Raw genomic sequence first — 17,954 nt, 5'->3', positions numbered from 1 at the left:
TCAATCGCGTCGCGTTTTGCTGAGGATGCGTGCCCAGCCACCCGGAGCCAGAAAGAAAGACAAACCAAAACCGGTGGCAAAACCGCCCAGATCGGCGACCCAATCCGAGGTCCCACCGAAGATCAGACCGAACAGCAACTGAATGCCCATAAGAACCGCGATCAGGCTGAATGCGCGCGATTGGTTTTCACCCACCAGAGAAAGCTTGCGCCACAGCAGCCAAGTGAACGCGCCGATCAGCCCGTAAACCGGAGGAAACCCGCCAACCAGAGGATAAGGCGGGTTCAGCAGCACCGCGTAGGCCAGCGCTCCGCCTACGCCAGACAGCACGAAAATGATCAGCATGGCGACACTGCCAAAGACCTCGGCAACCATCTTACCCATCGCCAGCACAAACACGCAGACAAACACTGCTTGCGTGAAATTGGCCTGAACAAAGGGATAGGTGACAAAGCGGATCGCATGTTCGAACGGCCAGCGCCCGTTCTGAACCATCCAATCGAAGATATCGGGCGAAAACGTATATTGCTGCAGCGCATCCAGCCGCCAACCAACGGCGGTTGGCCCACCGACCAAGCCCCTGCTGCCAAGCAAGAAGATCAGTTCAATCCCGATGATGAACAGAACCAGCGCCACCACGACCGGCGGCAGAGGGTTCACGGGCGGTGTATAATGCTCACTGCTCATTGGGCTGGCCTTTCGCGGCTGTTGACGTCCCTTGGCCTCATGGGTAAGCGACGGGGGCTGATTTTTCCAGACAGGAGTTTCCTTCGATGACCGAGACCCAATTCACGCCGCGCGTGTTTTCCGGCATCCAGCCTTCAGGAAACCTGCACTTGGGTAATTACCTGGGTGCACTTAAACGTTTCGTGGATATGCAGGGGCCGGAATACGAGACCGTCTACTGCATGGTCGACCTCCACGCGATTACTGTCTGGCAAGATCCGGATCGTCTGCGTGAAAAGACCCGCGAAGTTTGCGCGGGGTTCATTGCCGCTGGTCTGGATCCCGAGAAATCCATCCTGTTCAATCAGAGCCAGGTGCCCGAGCACACACAGCTGGCATGGATCTTCAACTGCATCGCCCGTATCGGCTGGATGCAGCGAATGACACAGTTCAAGGACAAGGCCGGTAAGAATGCGCAGAATGCTTCGCTGGGTCTGTTCGCCTATCCTGCCCTGATGGCGGCAGACATTCTGGTCTATCACGCGACCCATGTGCCTGTTGGTGAAGACCAGAAGCAACATCTGGAACTGACGCGCGACATCGCAATCAAGTTCAACCATGACTATGGCGTCGATTTCTTTCCGGTAACCGAACCGGTCATCGGTGGGCCTGCGCCCCGTGTGATGAACCTGCGTGACGGGTCCCGGAAGATGTCGTCGTCAGACCCGTCTGATATGACGCGGATCAACATGACCGATGATGCCGACGCCATCGCCAAGAAGATCCGTAAAGCCAAGACCGATCCGGACGCTTTGCCATCGGAGGTCGATGGCCTTGAAGACCGTCCCGAGGCGCGCAATCTGGTGAATATCTATGCCGCGCTTAGCGACCAGACGGCCGCACAAGTGCTGGCTGAGGTCGGCGGGAAGCAATTCGGTGAGTTCAAGCCATTGTTGGCAGAACTTGCGGTCTCGAAACTCTCGCCCATTTCAACCGAAATGGCGCGCCTGATGGGCGAAGAGGCCGAGATTGATCAGATTCTCGCCCGAGGTGCTGAACGGGCACGTGCAATCGCGGCCCCGATTCTGCAGCAGACCTACGAGATTGTAGGGATGGTCGGTGCGGGCAAGTCCTGACCACGCGATCGCAATCCAAAAAGAACGCCGCCCTTTCTCGGGCGGCGTTTTTCGTTCCGTCGGCTCTTATGCCGCCTGCAGGCTCAGCATCTCGTGCACGATGGATTCCGCAACTTCGTGCGGGCTGACCGCTTCGGCTTTGGCCCGTGTCAGGATGCGATCCATCGTCTGCTCCAGCGCCTGCAACCTACCGGCGACCCAAGCTTCACGCTCTGCGACACGGAGGATTTCCGTCGCCACATTCACGATACCACCGCCATTGGCGACGAAGTCAGGGGCGTAAAGAATGCCACGCTCGTGGAGCAACTGCGCGTCTCGATCGCTGGACAACTGATTATTTGCCCCTCCGGCCACAGCGCCGACTTTCAGTAATGGAATACTCGTTTCGTTCAGGATGCCGCCGATCGCACAAGGCGCAAAGATATCCGCTTCAACGCCGTAGATCGCATCGGGTGCAACGACCCGTGCCGCAAACCGTTCGGCCACGCGGGCCGCTTGCCGGGTGTCGATGTCAGTTACGATTAACTGCGTACCAGAATCGTGCAACAACTGGCACAAATGCTCGCCTACATGGCCAAGGCCCTGAACCGATACCGTCTGGCCTTTAAGGCCAGAAAGCCTGAACCGGTGCTGCGCTGTCACCCGGATAGCATTGAATATCCCGCGCGCCGTTATCGGAGACGGATCACCGCTGGCGAACTCACCTTCCGCCAGCCCAGCCACAAATTCGGTTTCAGACCCGATATGCGCCATATCTGCAGGCGTCATACCCATATCTTCTGCCGTCCAGTACAGACCGTTCAAACCTTGAATCACGCGCCCAAAGGCCTGCAAAAGTTCAGGTGATTTATCCTCATGAGGATCCCCGATAATGACAGCCTTGCCTCCCCCGAGCGGCAGATCTGCCGCGGCGTTCTTGAACGTCATGCCCCTTGCCAGTCGCAAAGCATCGTCCAGGGCCTCGGCTGGGTGGCCATAAGGGCGCATGCGCACACCGCCCGCAGCGGGGCCACGTTGCGTTGAGTGGATCGCGATGTAGCCCAATAGACCAAGTGAGTTATCTTTGAATTCAACCACGCGCTCGTGCTCTGGCGCGTCTACGATGGTGATGTCCATTCTTCTCCTCCGGAATGCTTCCGAGAGTTTGCCACCTATCGTCGAGTGATTTTCACCCTTTTGTCACTATATTAGGGAAATTTTTGGTGCTAACATCTAAAATTGAAAACTTTTGTGGAGTTTTTCGCCATGGATGATATCGATTCCAAGATAGTCCGCGCCCTTCAAAACGATGGCCGTATGACTGTCATTGATTTGGCGGAGCATGTCGGGCTGTCCCCGACACCCTGCGCACGGCGTTTGGATCGGCTGCAGCGGGACGGGATTATCACCGGCTACGCCGCACAGGTCGACCCCGAGCGGCTTGGATTCGGCGTCACAATCTTTGTGTCTGTCGAGTTGGAGAAACAGGATCGCAACGCCATCGATTCCTTCGAAAAGGCCATTCGTCGCTGCGACGAGGTGATGGAATGCTACCTCATGACCGGATCACGCGACATTCTGCTGCGCGTGGTTGCCAAAGACCTCAATGCGTTTGATGCATTTCTGGAAAACCGGCTTATGAAAATTTCGGGCATTCGAAACCTACGATCAAACTTCGCTTTGCGCACAATGGTCAAACGCGAAGCGCTGCCCCAGCATCACGGATAATCTGCTGGACCTTGCGTCAGCCCCAACCTAGGTTTCCCCGAAGCTTGAGGGAGGGCGCAATGGCAGTCGGCAAAAACATCCGCACCTATTTCAACGCCCAATGGCATGACGGGGACGCACCGATCATGCGCGCTGCTGACCATGGCGCATGGCTGGGCTCATCGGTGTTTGACGGTGCCCGGTACTTTGATGGAATGACCCCGGATCTGGATGCCCATTGTGCCCGCGTGAACCGTTCAGCCGAGGCGCTGATGCTGACACCTTCTGTAACAACCGAACAGATGGTCGATCTGGTTTACGAAGGGTTACAGAGTTACGCACCAGACACCGCCGTTTACATTCGCCCCATGTATTGGGGCATCGACGGGGATCACACCGCCATCGTCCCTCAGGAAAACAGCACTGGCTTTGCCATCTGTCTTGAAGAAATCCCAATGGCACCCGAAACCGCCTCGGCGACGCTGACAACCACTCGGTTCCGCCGTCCTGTCCTGGAATCCGCTGTGGTCAATGCAAAGGCAGGGTGCCTGTATCCGAACAATGCCCGGATGTTGCAGGAGGCACGCAGCAAGGGCTTTTCGAACGCCCTTGTGGCCGACGCGATGGGGCATGTGGCCGAGACTGCGACCGCAAATATCTTCATGGCGCGCGATGGTGAGGTTTTTACTCCAATCCCCAATGGGACATTCTTGGCCGGGATTACACGCGCGCGGCATATTAAAAACCTGCGCGCCGACGGGGTAACCGTGCATGAAACCGTGCTGAGTTTCGATGACTTTCACGACGCGGACGAAGTGTTCATGAGCGGTAACATGAGCAAAGTGACGCCAATCACCGCGCTGGATGACACCCAGTATCAGGTGGGCCCAATCGCCCGTCGCACACGCGAGATGTACTGGGATTGGGCTGCAAGCAATTGCTGATCTGCTCCCTTTCTGTTTCAGTTGCCACTGCTTACCCTGTGGGGCATGATCCCGAAAACAAACGAGGACAAACATGCGCAAGTTCCTAGTCGTTCTGGACGACAGCCGTGAATGCCTGAACGCCATGCGCTTTGCCGCTATGCGTGCGGCACATACTGGCGGCGGGGTTACGGTTCTTTCGGTAATTCCACCGGACGAATTCAACCACTGGATCGGTGTTGCCGAGGTGATGCGCGAAGAAGCGCGTGAACGTATTCACGCCCATTTCGAGGTGTTCGCCAAATGGATGCGCGACAAACAGGGTGTCGAGCCCGAATTGGCAATCCGTGAAGGCGATCCGGTGGCCGAAATCATTGAACATGTCCAATCCGATCCCGAGATCGGCGTATTGGTTCTGGGTGCAGGTACTGACAAAAAAGGCCCCGGACCGTTGGTGACACAACTGACCCGGAACTCTGGAAGCTTGCCCATTCCTATTACTATCGTGCCCGGCGATCTGAGCAAAGAGAAGCTGGAAGCCATCACCTGAGGTGAATTTATGTCCGCGAAGCTGCAGTTCTGGTTCGACTTCGCATCGACCTATTCTTATCTCAGCGCGATGCGTATTCAGCAGGCGGCTTCGGAATATGGAGTTGCCGTAGAATGGCACCCATTCCTTCTGGGGCCGATCTTTGCTGAACAGGGATGGAACAACTCGCCGTTCAACCTCTACCCAGCAAAAGGTCGGTACATGTGGCGAGACATGGAACGGCTTTGCGCCGCGCGCGATTTACCTTTTCGGCGGCCTGAGCCATTTCCGCAAAACAGCTTGAAAGCAGCAAGGCTAGCGCTGGCGATCGAACCAGCTGATCAACGGGCAGCCTTTGTACGCACTGTCTATTCTGCGCAGTTTGGTTCCGGTCGTGATATATCGAATCCGGCGGTTCTGGTTGAGTGCCTTACCAAATCTGGCGTTTCGACTGATCTGATGGATCGGATAAGCGACCCCGCGATCAAGGCTGCCTTGTTCGAGCAAGTTACTCAGGCCAAGGCTAAACACATCTTTGGTGCGCCGAGTTTCGTTATTGGGGACGAGCTGTTCTGGGGTGATGATCGTCTGGATGATGCGATTTCTTACGCCGCCACAATTTAGAACGGTTCCAAATCTTGACTTCCCCCGCACGGACGCGCATATCAGGTGCATCTTAGACGGAGCCGCGCCATGTTCATTCAAACCGAATCCACACCCAACCCGGCCACACTAAAATTCCTACCCGGCCAGACGGTTCTGGAAGCAGGCACCGCTGATTTTCCAAGCGCCGACGCTGCAGAAAAATCACCGCTCGCCAAACGCATATTCGGTGTAAACGGCGTAACAGGCGTGTTCTTCGGCAACGATTTTGTCACGGTAACCAAATCTGATGACGTGCAGTGGGATCACATCAAGCCCGCAATTCTCGGTGCTGTGATGGAGCATTACCAGTCCGGCCAACCGGTTATGGGCGCAGGTGCAGAGACCGCCTCGGGCCACGCTGAACACACCGGTGAAGATGCAGAGATTGTCAACCAGATCAAAGATCTGCTGGATAGCCGCGTGCGTCCTGCTGTGGCTCAGGACGGCGGTGACATCACCTTCCACGGCTTCGACCGCGGCGTTGTTTATCTGCACATGCAGGGAGCCTGCGCGGGCTGTCCGTCCTCGACCCTAACGCTGAAAATGGGGATCGAGAACCTGTTGCGTCACTACATCCCCGAAGTGACCGAGGTTCGCCCTGTTGCCGTCTGATCCGACGATTTTGGCATTCGATACATCGGCCGCGCATTGCGCGGCCGCTTTGCTGCGAGGGGGCAAGATTATCGCATCGCACGCCGAGGCGATGACTCGTGGGCAGGCGGAACGGTTGATGCCCTTGCTTGAAGAAATCCTGACCCGGAACAATTGCACATGGCGGCACCTTGACGCGATCGGCGTCGGAATCGGCCCCGGGAATTTCACCGGCATCCGAATCTCGGTATCCGCAGCGCGCGGGTTGGCGCTTGGGCTTGGTGTGCCGGCGGTTGGGGTGTCGGGGTTTGATGCAGTTGCGAAAATTGCGCCCGACGGGCATCTCCCGGCGATAGCTGCACCGCGCGATCAGGTTTATGTGCAGCCTAAGGGGCGCGCGCCTTACCTAACCTTACGTCATGCCGCTGACGATATTGGTCCCTTGTATTTCTGCGAGGACCCAGAACAGCAGGCCCGTGCGATCGCCCAGGTGGCTGCTGGTCGTTGGACGACAGTTCAAGCGCCACCTGCTCCGCTTTATGTCCGCCCTGCAGATGCGGCCCCTTCCAGCGATGTACCACCGGTGCTTTTGGACGAATGACACCACAGGACATGGCAGAAACCCACGCCGCAGCCTTCACACAGTCACGTCCGTGGAGCGCTGAAGAATTCAGCAATCTGATCGCCAATCGCTTTACCCATGTTGTTGGCGACAAACGGTCTTTCGCCCTCATTCAAGTGATCGGCGAAGAGGCCGAGCTGCTGACCATCGCGACACACCCAAACTATCAAAGACGCGGGCTGGCGCGGCGCATCATGGCAGACTGGCACGCCAAGGCACGAGAACTCGGTGCAATGCGTGCATTTCTGGACGTTGCCTCAGATAACCATTCGGCGATCTCTCTGTACCAAACCTGCGGATACACGCCATGCGGCAATCGCGCAGCCTATTATCATCGCAAAAGTGGCCTAAACGCCGATGCGATCGTCATGGAACGCCCCCTGAGCGAAAAATATTCGCTTTTTTAGACCATATGGTCAAAAATGTGTTGACCGAAGCTGTTGCAAACAGCTTCAATTCCCGCCATCACAACAGGTATGCTCGCTCTGAGTGGGTACCGGGCGATTAAGCCCCGGACCGATAACAGCCAACGGGAGTAACAAATGACATTTATGAAATCCTTGATGGGCGCAGCCGCTGCGGTTGCACTAACAGCAGGTGCTGCTATGGCAGAACCGGCCCTTATCTTTGATCTGGGTGGCAAGTTCGACAAATCGTTCAACGAAGCCGCGCATAATGGCGCTCAGCGTTGGGCGGAACAGACCGGCAAAAGCTATCGCGAGATCGAGCTTCAGTCGGAAGCGCAACGCGAACAAGCGCTTCGCCGCTTTGCCGAAGCGGGCGCAAACCCGATTATCACAATGGGCTTCGCCATGGCCGATCCATTGGCTGCAGTGGCAGGTGACTATCCGGATACCAAATTCGTTGCGGTCGACGTGACCTGGCTGGAAGCCCCGAACATTCGCCAGATAGGATTTGCCGAACATGAAGGATCATACCTGGTCGGCATGATGGCGGCGATGGCGTCACAATCCGGCACAGTGGGCTTTATCGGTGGTATGGATATCCCTCTGATCCGTCACTTTGGTTGTGGTTATGCACAAGGCGCGAAGTCCGTGAACCCGGACATCAACGTTGTTGCTAATATGACAGGCACCACCCCTGCAGCATGGAACGACCCGGTGAAGGGCTCGGAGTTGACCAAAGCACAGATCAGCCAGGGTGCTGACGTGATTTACGCCGCTGCGGGCGGTACCGGTGTTGGCGTTCTGCAAACCGCAGCCGACGAAGGCATCCTGTCAATCGGTGTCGATAGCAACCAGAACCACCTGCACCCGGGCAAGGTCCTGACCTCGATGCTCAAGCGTGTGGACGTTGCTGTATATGACGCCATGAAAGCTGGCGAAGACGTCCAGACCGGTGTTTACACCATGGGTCTTGCACAAGATGGCGTTGGCGTTGCGATGGATGAAAACAACGCGGAACTGGTGAGCGAAGAAATGAGCTCGGCCATTGAAAGTGCCCGTCGCGACATCATCGATGGCAACGTAAGCGTTGTCAGCTACTACGAGAACGACAGCTGCCCTGCACTGCAGTTCTGATGTAACTGGGGGCGGGGGCCATGGCCTCCGCCCTGCACCACTCTGCCGCATGCGGCCCTTTCGGCAACCCAAGGACAAGATATGACCGTCCCCGCCATTGAACTCAAAGGGATTTCCAAAGCCTTTGGGCCGGTTCAGGCTAATAAAGATATTTCCATCAGCGTCGCCCGCGGAGCGATCCACGGGATCATCGGTGAAAACGGAGCGGGCAAATCCACGCTGATGAGCATCCTCTACGGATTTTACAAAGCCGACAAAGGCGAAATCTGGATCAACGGTACCAAGACCGACATCCCTGACAGCCAGGCGGCGATCGCCTCGGGCATCGGGATGGTGTTTCAGCATTTCAAACTGGTCGAGAATTTCACCGTTCTGGAAAACATCGTTCTGGGTGCGGAAGACGGTGGGCTGTTGGCTCCGTCGCTGGCGAAAGCCCGGAAAGAGCTGAAAGACCTAGAAGAAGAATACGAACTGTTCGTCGACCCTGACAAACGCATCGATGAGATCGGTGTGGGCATGCAGCAGCGGGTTGAGATTCTCAAGGCGCTCTACCGCAAGGCCGAAATTCTGATTCTGGACGAACCCACGGGCGTTCTTACCCCTGCCGAGGCGGACCAGCTGTTTCGCATTCTCGACCGGCTGCGGTCCGAGGGTAAAACAATCATCGTGATCACGCACAAGCTGCGCGAAATCATGGAGAACACCGATACGGTTTCGGTTATGCGCCGTGGTGAGATGACCGCCACCGTAAAAACAGCTGACACCAATCCGCAGGCCCTGGCCGAATTGATGGTTGGTCGCAAGGTCTTGCTACAGGTTGATAAGGTGCCTGCACAGCCGGGCAAACCGGTTCTGGAAATCGAAAACCTCAGTGTCACCGATTCGGCCGGTGTCGAGCGTGTCAAAGGCATCGACCTAACCGTTCGCGCAGGTGAGATCGTTGGCATCGCGGGCGTTGCTGGCAACGGGCAGTCCGAGCTGCTTGAAGTTTTGGGTGGTATGCGACCCGGGGTAGGCTCGATCAAACTGAACGGCGAACCTCTGGCGTTGCACGGCCCCGGATCGGACGGGCAAGCGCGGCGCGCCCGACATATCGCTCATGTCCCCGAGGATCGGCAGCGCGAAGGTCTGATCATGGATTTTCACGCGTGGGAGAACGTGGCGTTCGGCTACCACCGCGACCCTGCTTACAAACGCGGGCTGTTCATGGACAACGCTGCCCTGCGTGCCGACACCGAAGCCAAGATCGAGAAGTTCGATGTGCGCCCGCCCAATGGCTGGCTGACGGCAAAAAGCTTCTCGGGCGGCAATCAACAGAAAATCGTCGTTGCACGAGAAATCGAACGCAATCCCGATCTGCTGCTGGTGGGTCAGCCCACACGCGGCGTGGATATCGGTGCCATCGAGTTCATTCACAAACAGATCGTCGCCTTGAGGGATCAGGGCAAAGCAATCTTGCTGGTCTCGGTCGAGCTGGAAGAGATCTTCTCACTCTCGGACCGGATCGCGGTCATGTTTGACGGACATATCATGGGCGAGCGTCTGCCCGCCGAGACGGATGAAAAAGAACTAGGCCTGCTGATGGCCGGTGTTGCAGGAGAGGCCGCCTGAACCATGGAAAAAATGCCCAAATGGGCCGATGTGGTACTGATCCCGCTAATCAGTCTGCTTCTAGCCACAATCCTTTCGGCAATCGTGATCCTGGCCATCGGGGAAGATCCGCTTGAGGCGGTAAATCTGATGGTCACTGGGGCCCTAGGGTCAACCTACGGCTGGGGCTATACACTTTATTACGCAACGAACTTCATCTTCACCGGGCTCGCGGTTGCAGTTGCCTTTCACGCGCGCTTGTTCAACATCGGCGGCGAGGGTCAGGCCATGCTGGGCGGACTGGGCGTTGCCATCGTCTGCCTATCGGTTCCTTGGCCGCATTGGACAATAGCTTTGCTGGCCGCCTGTGCTGCTTCGATGATCTTCGGTGCAGCCTGGGCCGCGATCCCGGCCTATCTGCAGGCGAAGCGGGGCAGCCATATCGTGATCACCACGATCATGTTCAATTTCATCGCTGCCGCTTTCCTGAATTACATGCTGGTCAACGTCATGCGCCCGCAAGGGTCGCAAGATCCAGCAACGGCTCGTTTCCCCGAGGCAGTGCATCTCCCGACTTTCCAGTCGATGTTCTCGAGCGCCGAAAACATCGTTTTCCGAGGTGCGCCTGCCAACATCTCGTTCTTCGTCGCAATCCTTGCGTGTTTTGTTGTCTGGGCGCTGATCTGGCGAACTCGGCTGGGCTATGAAATCCGCGCCTACGGTCATTCGGAAACCGGTGCCGTCTACGCCGGTATCTCGCCTGTACGCATCACGATTATTGCCATGCTGATCTCGGGCGCTCTGGCGGGCCTGATGGCAGTCAACAACGTGATGGGCGAAGCCGAGCGGTTGGTGCTGAACGCAACCGAAGGCGCGGGTTTCATTGGAATTGCCGTGGCACTGATGGGTCGGTCGCATCCATTCGGGGTATTTCTAGCCGCTATTCTGTTTGGGTTTCTGTATCAGGGCGGGGCCGAACTGGCGCTTTGGACATCGATTCCGCGCGAACTGATCGTGGTCATCCAAGCGCTGGTCATTCTGTTTACCGGAGCACTGGACAACATGGTGCGCATGCCGCTTGAAAAGCTGTTCATGGCGCTTCGGAAGGGGTCGGCCTGATGGATTTCTTCCTGACACTCATCCAGGTTCTGGATTCGACCATCCGACTGGCTACGCCTTTGCTGCTTGCCTGCCTGGCCGGACTATACTCCGAGCGCGCGGGCATCTTCGACATCGGCCTTGAAGGCAAGATGCTGATGTCAGCATTCTTCTCGGCTGCCGTCGCTGCCGTAACCGGTTCGGTGTGGCTGGGATTGCTGGCCGGGATCGCGGCATCTCTGGTCCTTTCGGCGCTACACGGGTTTGCGTCGATCACGTTCCGGGGCAATCAGCTGATCTCGGGGGTTGCGATCAACTTTCTCGCTTCAGGTATGACCGTTCTTGTCGCCCAAAGCTGGTTCAAGCAGGGTGGTCGTACGCCATCATTGTTCGGTGAAGGGCGGTTTGAATCTGCAGAATTCCCTTATGCGATCGGTCCGGCTGACGCCGAACTGACAGGCCGTCCGGTTTCCGAGCTGATGTCTGAAACCAATCCCCTGCATATGGCCTATTCCGAGCTTCTGTCTGGCCATTCCATTCTGGTGTACGTGGCTTTCCTTATGGTGCCACTGACTTGGTGGATTCTGTTCCGCACCCGGTTCGGGCTGCGTCTGCGTGCGGTCGGAGAGAATCCTGCGGCGGTGGATACTGCTGGAGTTTCGGTTGTAGGTCTCCGCTACGCAGCGGTTGCGATTTGCGGCGTACTTTGCGGCATCGCAGGTGCCTACCTGGCCACCGCGCTGCAAGCAGGCTTTGTGAAAGAGATGACCGCTGGGCGCGGATTTATCGCACTGGCTGCTCTGATCTTTGCAAAATGGCGTCCGTGGCACGCGATGTGGGCATGCCTCTTGTTCGGGCTGTTGCAGGCCATTGCCTTGCGGTTCCAGAACATCGATTTGGGCGGGGTCGTGATCCCGGTGCAGGTCATGGACGCTCTGCCCTATATCCTGACCGTGGTGATTCTTGCCGGGTTCGTCGGCAAGGCCATACCGCCACGCGCAGGCGGCGAACCATATGTAAAGGAACGCTGATAGAGCCAGTTCAGGACTGCCCCTCAGTCCTGTTTGCTGCAAAGCGGCATACAGAGTTGATTTTGTATGCCGCAACCGCTCTAAGGGGGTATGGACGTGTCCCGCATCAGTTCCGCAGCCATGCTATCGACTATTTTCAGGTTGAGCCACGGAAACAACTAGATGGCCCCACCTGGCACGCGCGCTTCGTCTGTTGAGATTTATGTTACCAATGGCTTTGCCACACCGCGTGGTACGGCCTCTCCTGTCTAGAAGAAGCCATGCAGATTTACCTCCCGATTGCCGAAGTATCCGTAAACGCGTTTCTACTGTTTGGACTGGGTGGAATGGTGGGCATTCTGTCTGGAATGTTTGGCGTTGGCGGTGGGTTTTTGATGACTCCACTGCTGTTCTTCATCGGCATTCCGCCTGCGGTTGCGGTCGCAACCGAGGCAAACCAGATTGTTGCTTCATCATTTTCTGGGGTGCTGGCGCATTTCAGGCGCCGAACCGTGGACCTTAAAATGGGTACAGTCCTTTTGGTCGGAGGGCTGACAGGCGCTGCGTTGGGTGTTGTTGTCTTCAACTATCTCAAGAGCCTCGGTCAGGTCGATCTGCTGGTCAAACTTTGCTATGTCGTATTTCTGGGCATCATCGGCAGTCTGATGTTTGTCGAAAGCCTGAACGCGATTAGAAAAACGCGGAAAGGCGGCACGCCGCCTCCGAAACGACGCCAGCGCGGTTGGGTGCACGCCATGCCGTTCAAGATGCGGTTTCGGACGTCGGGCCTGTACATCTCGGTCATTCCACCGCTTGTCGTAGGCCTGTTTGTCGGTGTCCTGTCTGCTATCATGGGTGTCGGCGGCGGGTTTATCATGGTGCCCGCGATGATCTATCTATTGGGCATGCCGACCAAGGTTGTTGTCGGAACTTCGCTGTTTCAGATCATCTTTGTAACCGCCTTCACCACGATGCTGCACGCCACCACCAACTATACCGTTGATGTCGTGTTGGCGGTTCTTCTGCTCGTCGGTGGCGTAGTTGGCGCCCAAATCGGAACAGTCATAGGCGCCCGAATGCCGGCAGAACAACTGCGCGTTTTGTTGGCGGCTTTGGTACTTGTTGTCTGCGGCAAGCTGGCGCTTGATCTTCTTCTTCAACCCGCCGAGTTGTATTCGCTTGGCGATGCGGGAGGGCACTAAGATGCTGCGTCTGATTGCTCTTCTTTGTCTGATCTACATGCCAGCCTACGCTGCCGAAGAACAGGTTGTTCTGGGCCTAAGTCAGGATCGGGTGTCGATTACCGCCAATTTTGACGGGTCCGAAATACTGGTTTTCGGCGCGGTAAAGCGCGAAGCCCCAATCCCGGACGGTCCACCGCTTGAGGTCATCGTATCGGTGGTCGGCCCATCCGAACCTGTCACCGTACGCCGCAAAGAGAAACGGTTCGGTATCTGGGTGAACACCGACAGCCTTGTTGTTGATCTGGCACCAAGCTTCTACGCCGTTGCCACCAGCGCCCCGTTTTCCGAGGTTCTGACCCAGACCGAAGACCTACGCTATAAGGTTTCGATCGAGCGTGCCATCCGGTCGGTCGGTGCGGACATGAGCATTCAGGGCGCACAGGATTTTTCCGAGGCGGTCATCCGCATCCGCGAAGATGAAGGGCTGTACTCGATCCGGGAAAACACAGTGGCTGTGGACGAACAGACGTTGTTCCGCACATCAATCGACATGCCGTCGGACCTGACCGAAGGCGACTACAGCGCCCGTATCTTCCTGACACGAGACGGAAAGGTGGTCTCGACCTTTGAAACCTCGATCGGAGTACGCAAAGTCGGGCTTGAGCGATTCTTGTACGCGATGTCGCGTGAACAACCCATTTGGTACGGGCTCATGTCACTGGCCATCGCGATTGCCGCCGGTTGGGGCGCTTCGACAGCCTTCCGCCTACTGCGCGAGAACTGATCGTCACCCGCGACCGATATAGGGCATGGTCGTGGCCATAACGGTCATGAACTGCACATTCGCCTCAAGCGGCAGTTCGGCCATATGCAGTACCGAGCGGGCGGCATCCCCGACATCCATGGTGGGATCAGGATCGCGGCCTTCGGCAAGTGCCTCATCGACCAGCCCTTGCACCATCGGGGTGCGCGCATTTCCGATGTCGATCTGACCACAGGCAATTCCAAAACTCCGCCCGTCCAGAGACAGGCTGCGCGTCAGACCGGTAATCGCGTGTTTCGTCGCAGAATAATGCACCGAGTTCGGGCGCGGCACATGAGCAGCGATTGAACCGTTGTTTATGATACGCCCCCCCTGCGGCGCCTGAGCCCGCATCGCAGCAAATGCAGCCCGTGCACACAGGAACATGCCGTTCAGGTTCACATTGACCGAGCCGTACCAATCCTCAAGCGCGATCTCGTCGATGGTGCCACCAGGGGCAAAAATCCCGGCATTGTTGAACAGCACGTCCAGTCGCCCGGTCTGTCGGGTGAATGCAGTAAAGGCGTTTGCAACGGCATCCGGGTCAGTCACATCGGCAACCAGCGGGATCGCCGAGGCGTTATGCTGTGCTATAGCATGAAGTTTGTCAGCGCTGCGGGCCAGAAGCCCGACAGTCCATCCTTCAGACAGAAACAGCTCGGCGGTGGCGCGGCCTATGCCCGAGCTTGCGCCGGTCACGATGATCGTCTTCATGTCTCTTCCGCCTCCAATGTCAGGGATGGTGCCGCAACCGCACGCAGGTCATCCACACGCAACGGGTGGGTCGGTTTCGACAAGCGGTTCCGCACTACCCAGATTAGCCTCTCCTGTGCGCGGGTTATGGCCACATAAGCTAAGCGCTTCCACGACGGTTGCCCGGCCTCAGTACGGCCCATGCGGGCGGCTGCGTAGATGTCTGGCGCAAAGACCTGAACCGTGTCCCATTGCGACCCTTGCGCCTTATGGATCGTCACAGCGGCACCATGCAGGAACGTTGCCCCCATACGGGCAGCATAGGGAATGAACGGCTCCTCCTCATCGGGCTTTTCAATCTGCACGATCGACGCCGCCGAGACCTGAGGGTCTTCGGCCCCCATCACATGCAACCGCGAAAAACCCGGCTTGCGACCAGGGCCAAGATAGATGACCTGTGCGCCTTTGATCAGCCCGCGCGCCTCAAGGTCCAGCCGCTTTTTGCGGTGCTTCAACGGCAGCTCAATGCCGTCACAAATCAACGGTTCCCCTTCCAGTAGTTCAGTTTCCGGCGCGCCATGTACGGTGCGGAACGCCTGAATCAGCCGGATTCGGGTCGTATTGCGCCAGACAAGAACCGGGCTGCGCGCCATCAGATCAACTTCTACCCGCTGTCCCCAGACAACGCGGTCATCCTTTCGGGCAGTGTCCTCGATCAGACGTTCGAAATCCTCAAACCCCATGACCGGATCGGACAGAGCATGGGCGAGGTCTAGGATCGGGTTGTCCGCAGTTTGCCGATGCACTCGATGCAGGATTTGTTTGCGCGGCTCTGGCAACCCGTCGAACACCATCGAGCCCGATTGATTGACCGGCGCCAACTGCGCCGGGTCACCAAATAGCAACAAGGTTGGAAAGATTTCCTTTAGATCCTCGAATTGCCGGTCGTCTAGCATCGAGGCTTCGTCCACAAAACCGATATCCAGCGGCTCTTCCCGACGTTTCCAGCCGGTGATGAAATCCGAACCGCGCAACCCAGCAGCGGCCAGCGCACCGGGGATGGATTTGTTGTTGGCATAGAACGCGGCTGCGCGGTCCAGCGCTTCGTCTGTCAGCCCTTCGATCTCGGGCCGTTCGTCATTACCCGCTAGCCATTCGGCGATCCGCTCGTATTCAGGGTCGTAAACAGGCGTATAGAGGATACGGTGGATCGTGGTCGCGGGCACCCCACGCAGCCGCAATACGCTGGCGGCCTTGTTCGTCGGCGCGAGGATCGCAAGGCTGCGCTTGTCGCGGGATTTGCGGCTTTCGAAATCACCCGAGATCAGGTTGACCCCCGTCTCGGCCAAAGCTTCGTAAAGCTCTGCCAGCAACAGGGTTTTGCCCGATCCAGCCTTGCCAATAACAGCCATCACACCAGACTTTCCGTTGCCGGGCAGTTTCAGCAGAGCGTCGTCTTCAAGGTCTACTCCGGCACCTCGCAACATCTCGGCAATGTTGTCAAAAGCGGCAGCCTGATCTTCGGAAAATGTGACTTGGGGCAAGGACATGGCGCGACCCTACAGGGACGCGCCGCGCGCTGCCAGATGCCGATTGGTTTTTCCGTATGCTTATGCCGACAAAGCGAACCGGTGCTGTGCGCCATGGCCAAATACTGTCTTGAACCACAGGCGCGACAACTCTCGCGGGATGCCTGCGCGGGCTGCTACACGGTTGCAATCATCCGCTGAATAAGGCCACAGGCCGACCGAGATCTGATCGCGCCCTTTCCCTTCGGTGCCCAAAACCACCGGAGACGATCCGATCATACGGTAGATCCGGATCATGCGGGCATCAAAAACGCCCGCTATGTGGGTCAGGCCAAACCCTTCCATCACCTCACCGCCGCTCAGCATGATGGCCCCGGCGGTATGAGCGCTGGCGTTGCGCGAGAGGCAAAAGCGAGTGACCTCCCAGATTAGTGGGCTTCGGATCGGACTGCCCCCGGTGAGATGTCCGAATATGTCGTTCACCATGACCGGACCGGTCGTCGGTAGGATCCGCATGGACCCGCCATGGCTGCCATCTGCCTCTTCCCAAATCACATAGAGCGGGTTCAGGTCATCGTACTGATCCCGCTCTTCCCCCTTTTCATTAACCTTGACATCCCAGCCAAGGCGGGTTTTGAACTGATCCGCGCGATCCCTGAACATCCCCCTGGCCAATTCCGGAAATTTATGCAGCTCATCGGCATACAAATAACGCAACATGACGTGTTCCCCTTATCGTCCATAGTTGGAACAAAGGGGGTACGAACACGTGGTTAATTTAAGGTGAGACCACCGTACGGTCGTTAAACGACTATTAATCCTCTACTGAGTGCAGTGGCGATTGCATGAGTCGTATTTTGCGCACCGAGTTTTGATCGTGCGCTTTCGATATAGGCCCTGAGCGTATGCTCAGAAATGGAAAGCGAGTGCGCCACATGCGCTCGGCTATACCCCAGCGCCAGCAATGTCATTGCATCGATTTCGCGGGGCGAGAGCCCCCGCATGTTGTCCGGCTGCCGTTCTTTTGCAAATTCCAGCGCTTTTCGATTGAGGAAATGCGCCACCAATATGAGATCGCGGCCATACGTTTCGACAAATGCCTGCCATGCGATGTCATCGCAGCTGTTGTTGACCGTAAACAGCGCGAATTGCCCGCCTGGCCCCCGCAGCGGGATCGAATAGCCCTGATTGCCGACGCCATGTTCCTGCGCGTCCTGCAGGAAGGCCTTTACTGCTTTGCCCGACCAATTCAGCTGTTTCCAGTCCACAGCGTGAAATCGCTGAAAACAACCCAGAATAACCGGATCAATACGATGATAATTCCTGTCTCGATACCGTTCATCCCAGGCATCCGAATAAGTCGTGAACCCGTATTGATCCCCGGCCCCATCAACCCAATGATATGTCATGTGGTCAATTTGCAGCTTGTCCCGCAACTGGACTGCTACGCTGGTCAGCTCGTCAAGCGTGCTGGTGCTTTCCAAATCCCCTAGGATCTGGCTCAAATCGAATTTTCTTCCCATTCGCGGGCGCGCAAGCCTCATCCTTTGAGGACGCAATCTCGGCCGCGGCGATCAGTCTTGTGTCGTCAAGCTGCTCGGCCAGCGCGCTCAACCCATTCGCCACAGCAAAGGCGTTGAGGTCCGACAGAACGTCCAAAATCCACTCATTTTGCGCCATCAGGGTGTCCCCGAAATAGTTAACGAAGG

General features: G+C 57.1%; 20 protein-coding genes. 14 read left to right on the top strand and 6 right to left on the bottom strand.

Annotated features, from left to right (window positions below):
- The gene (locus ACR0MP_RS08055) at positions 1-687 is read right to left on the bottom strand and encodes a rhomboid family intramembrane serine protease (RefSeq protein ID WP_170395859.1); all 687 of its coding nucleotides are present in this window, start codon (positions 685-687) and stop codon (positions 1-3) included.
- A gap of 86 nt (positions 688-773) precedes the next feature.
- On the opposite strand from ACR0MP_RS08055, the gene trpS reads away from it, so the two are divergent.
- Positions 774-1,802 carry a tryptophan--tRNA ligase gene (gene trpS / locus ACR0MP_RS08050; protein WP_170408313.1) on the top strand — a complete coding sequence of 343 codons (1,029 nt, stop codon included), beginning with the start codon at positions 774-776 and terminating at the stop codon, positions 1,800-1,802.
- Between the two features lie 66 nt (positions 1,803-1,868).
- Here the strand turns inward: trpS and ACR0MP_RS08045 are convergent, their stop codons facing one another.
- Positions 1,869-2,918 carry a Glu/Leu/Phe/Val dehydrogenase gene (locus ACR0MP_RS08045; RefSeq protein WP_170408314.1) on the bottom strand — a complete coding sequence of 350 codons (1,050 nt, stop codon included), beginning with the start codon at positions 2,916-2,918 and terminating at the stop codon, positions 1,869-1,871.
- A gap of 129 nt (positions 2,919-3,047) precedes the next feature.
- On the opposite strand from ACR0MP_RS08045, the gene ACR0MP_RS08040 reads away from it, so the two are divergent.
- From ACR0MP_RS08040 to ACR0MP_RS07980, 13 genes are all read left to right on the top strand, one after another.
- Complete coding sequence (locus tag ACR0MP_RS08040; protein WP_170408315.1) at positions 3,048-3,509, top strand: Lrp/AsnC family transcriptional regulator; 462 nt, start codon at positions 3,048-3,050, stop codon at positions 3,507-3,509.
- Between the two features lie 59 nt (positions 3,510-3,568).
- Positions 3,569-4,432, top strand: a complete 864-nt coding sequence (locus ACR0MP_RS08035) for a branched-chain amino acid aminotransferase (protein ID WP_480886323.1) — start codon at positions 3,569-3,571, stop codon at positions 4,430-4,432.
- Between the two features lie 73 nt (positions 4,433-4,505).
- The gene (locus ACR0MP_RS08030; RefSeq protein ID WP_074736907.1) at positions 4,506-4,961 is read left to right on the top strand and encodes a universal stress protein; all 456 of its coding nucleotides are present in this window, start codon (positions 4,506-4,508) and stop codon (positions 4,959-4,961) included.
- Between the two features lie 9 nt (positions 4,962-4,970).
- Entirely contained in the window at positions 4,971-5,564 is a 594-nt protein-coding gene (locus tag ACR0MP_RS08025) for a 2-hydroxychromene-2-carboxylate isomerase (protein WP_170408317.1), read from the top strand.
- 69 nt (positions 5,565-5,633) lie between these two features.
- A complete protein-coding gene (locus ACR0MP_RS08020) occupies positions 5,634-6,197 on the top strand; it encodes a NifU family protein (protein WP_170395847.1) in 564 nt (187 codons plus the stop codon).
- Positions 6,187-6,777 (top strand): tRNA (adenosine(37)-N6)-threonylcarbamoyltransferase complex dimerization subunit type 1 TsaB, encoded by a 591-nt coding sequence (tsaB, locus tag ACR0MP_RS08015; protein WP_170408318.1) that lies wholly within the window; start codon positions 6,187-6,189, stop codon positions 6,775-6,777. The genes ACR0MP_RS08020 and tsaB overlap by 11 nt, the downstream gene beginning before the upstream one ends.
- Positions 6,774-7,205, top strand: a complete 432-nt coding sequence (locus ACR0MP_RS08010; RefSeq protein WP_170408319.1) for a GNAT family N-acetyltransferase — start codon at positions 6,774-6,776, stop codon at positions 7,203-7,205. Before tsaB ends, ACR0MP_RS08010 begins: the two co-directional genes overlap by 4 nt.
- 135 nt (positions 7,206-7,340) lie before the next feature.
- A complete protein-coding gene (locus ACR0MP_RS08005; RefSeq protein ID WP_170395841.1) occupies positions 7,341-8,339 on the top strand; it encodes a BMP family lipoprotein in 999 nt (332 codons plus the stop codon).
- An 81-nt stretch (positions 8,340-8,420) separates the two neighbouring features.
- Positions 8,421-9,950, top strand: a complete 1,530-nt coding sequence (locus ACR0MP_RS08000; RefSeq protein ID WP_170395839.1) for an ABC transporter ATP-binding protein — start codon at positions 8,421-8,423, stop codon at positions 9,948-9,950.
- Between the two features lie 3 nt (positions 9,951-9,953).
- A complete protein-coding gene (locus tag ACR0MP_RS07995) occupies positions 9,954-11,048 on the top strand; it encodes an ABC transporter permease (RefSeq protein WP_170513031.1) in 1,095 nt (364 codons plus the stop codon).
- Positions 11,048-12,058 (top strand): ABC transporter permease, encoded by a 1,011-nt coding sequence (locus ACR0MP_RS07990; protein ID WP_170408321.1) that lies wholly within the window; start codon positions 11,048-11,050, stop codon positions 12,056-12,058. Before ACR0MP_RS07995 ends, ACR0MP_RS07990 begins: the two co-directional genes overlap by 1 nt.
- Positions 12,059-12,318: 260 nt before the next feature.
- Positions 12,319-13,239, top strand: a complete 921-nt coding sequence (locus ACR0MP_RS07985; protein WP_170395834.1) for a sulfite exporter TauE/SafE family protein — start codon at positions 12,319-12,321, stop codon at positions 13,237-13,239.
- A 1-nt stretch (position 13,240) separates the two neighbouring features.
- Complete coding sequence (locus tag ACR0MP_RS07980) at positions 13,241-14,005, top strand: TIGR02186 family protein (RefSeq protein WP_170408322.1); 765 nt, start codon at positions 13,241-13,243, stop codon at positions 14,003-14,005.
- 3 nt (positions 14,006-14,008) lie between these two features.
- On the opposite strand, the gene ACR0MP_RS07975 is transcribed toward ACR0MP_RS07980, so the two are convergent.
- The 4 genes from ACR0MP_RS07975 to ACR0MP_RS07960 all read right to left on the bottom strand — a co-directional run bounded on the left by ACR0MP_RS07975 (position 14,009) and on the right by ACR0MP_RS07960 (position 17,768).
- A complete protein-coding gene (locus tag ACR0MP_RS07975) occupies positions 14,009-14,737 on the bottom strand; it encodes an SDR family oxidoreductase (RefSeq protein ID WP_480886318.1) in 729 nt (242 codons plus the stop codon).
- Positions 14,734-16,266, bottom strand: coding sequence for an AAA family ATPase (locus ACR0MP_RS07970; protein ID WP_480886317.1), 1,533 nt, complete (start codon positions 16,264-16,266; stop codon positions 14,734-14,736). Before ACR0MP_RS07970 ends, ACR0MP_RS07975 begins: the two co-directional genes overlap by 4 nt.
- A 60-nt stretch (positions 16,267-16,326) precedes the next feature.
- The gene (locus ACR0MP_RS07965; RefSeq protein ID WP_480886316.1) at positions 16,327-16,965 is read right to left on the bottom strand and encodes an acyl-homoserine-lactone synthase; all 639 of its coding nucleotides are present in this window, start codon (positions 16,963-16,965) and stop codon (positions 16,327-16,329) included.
- A gap of 83 nt (positions 16,966-17,048) precedes the next feature.
- Positions 17,049-17,768, bottom strand: a complete 720-nt coding sequence (locus tag ACR0MP_RS07960; RefSeq protein WP_480886314.1) for a helix-turn-helix transcriptional regulator — start codon at positions 17,766-17,768, stop codon at positions 17,049-17,051.
- Positions 17,769-17,954: the final 186 nt, after the last annotated feature.

The organism is Ruegeria sp. K3 (assembly GCF_056531845.1).
This window is presented reverse-complemented; position numbering and strand designations above follow the sequence as displayed.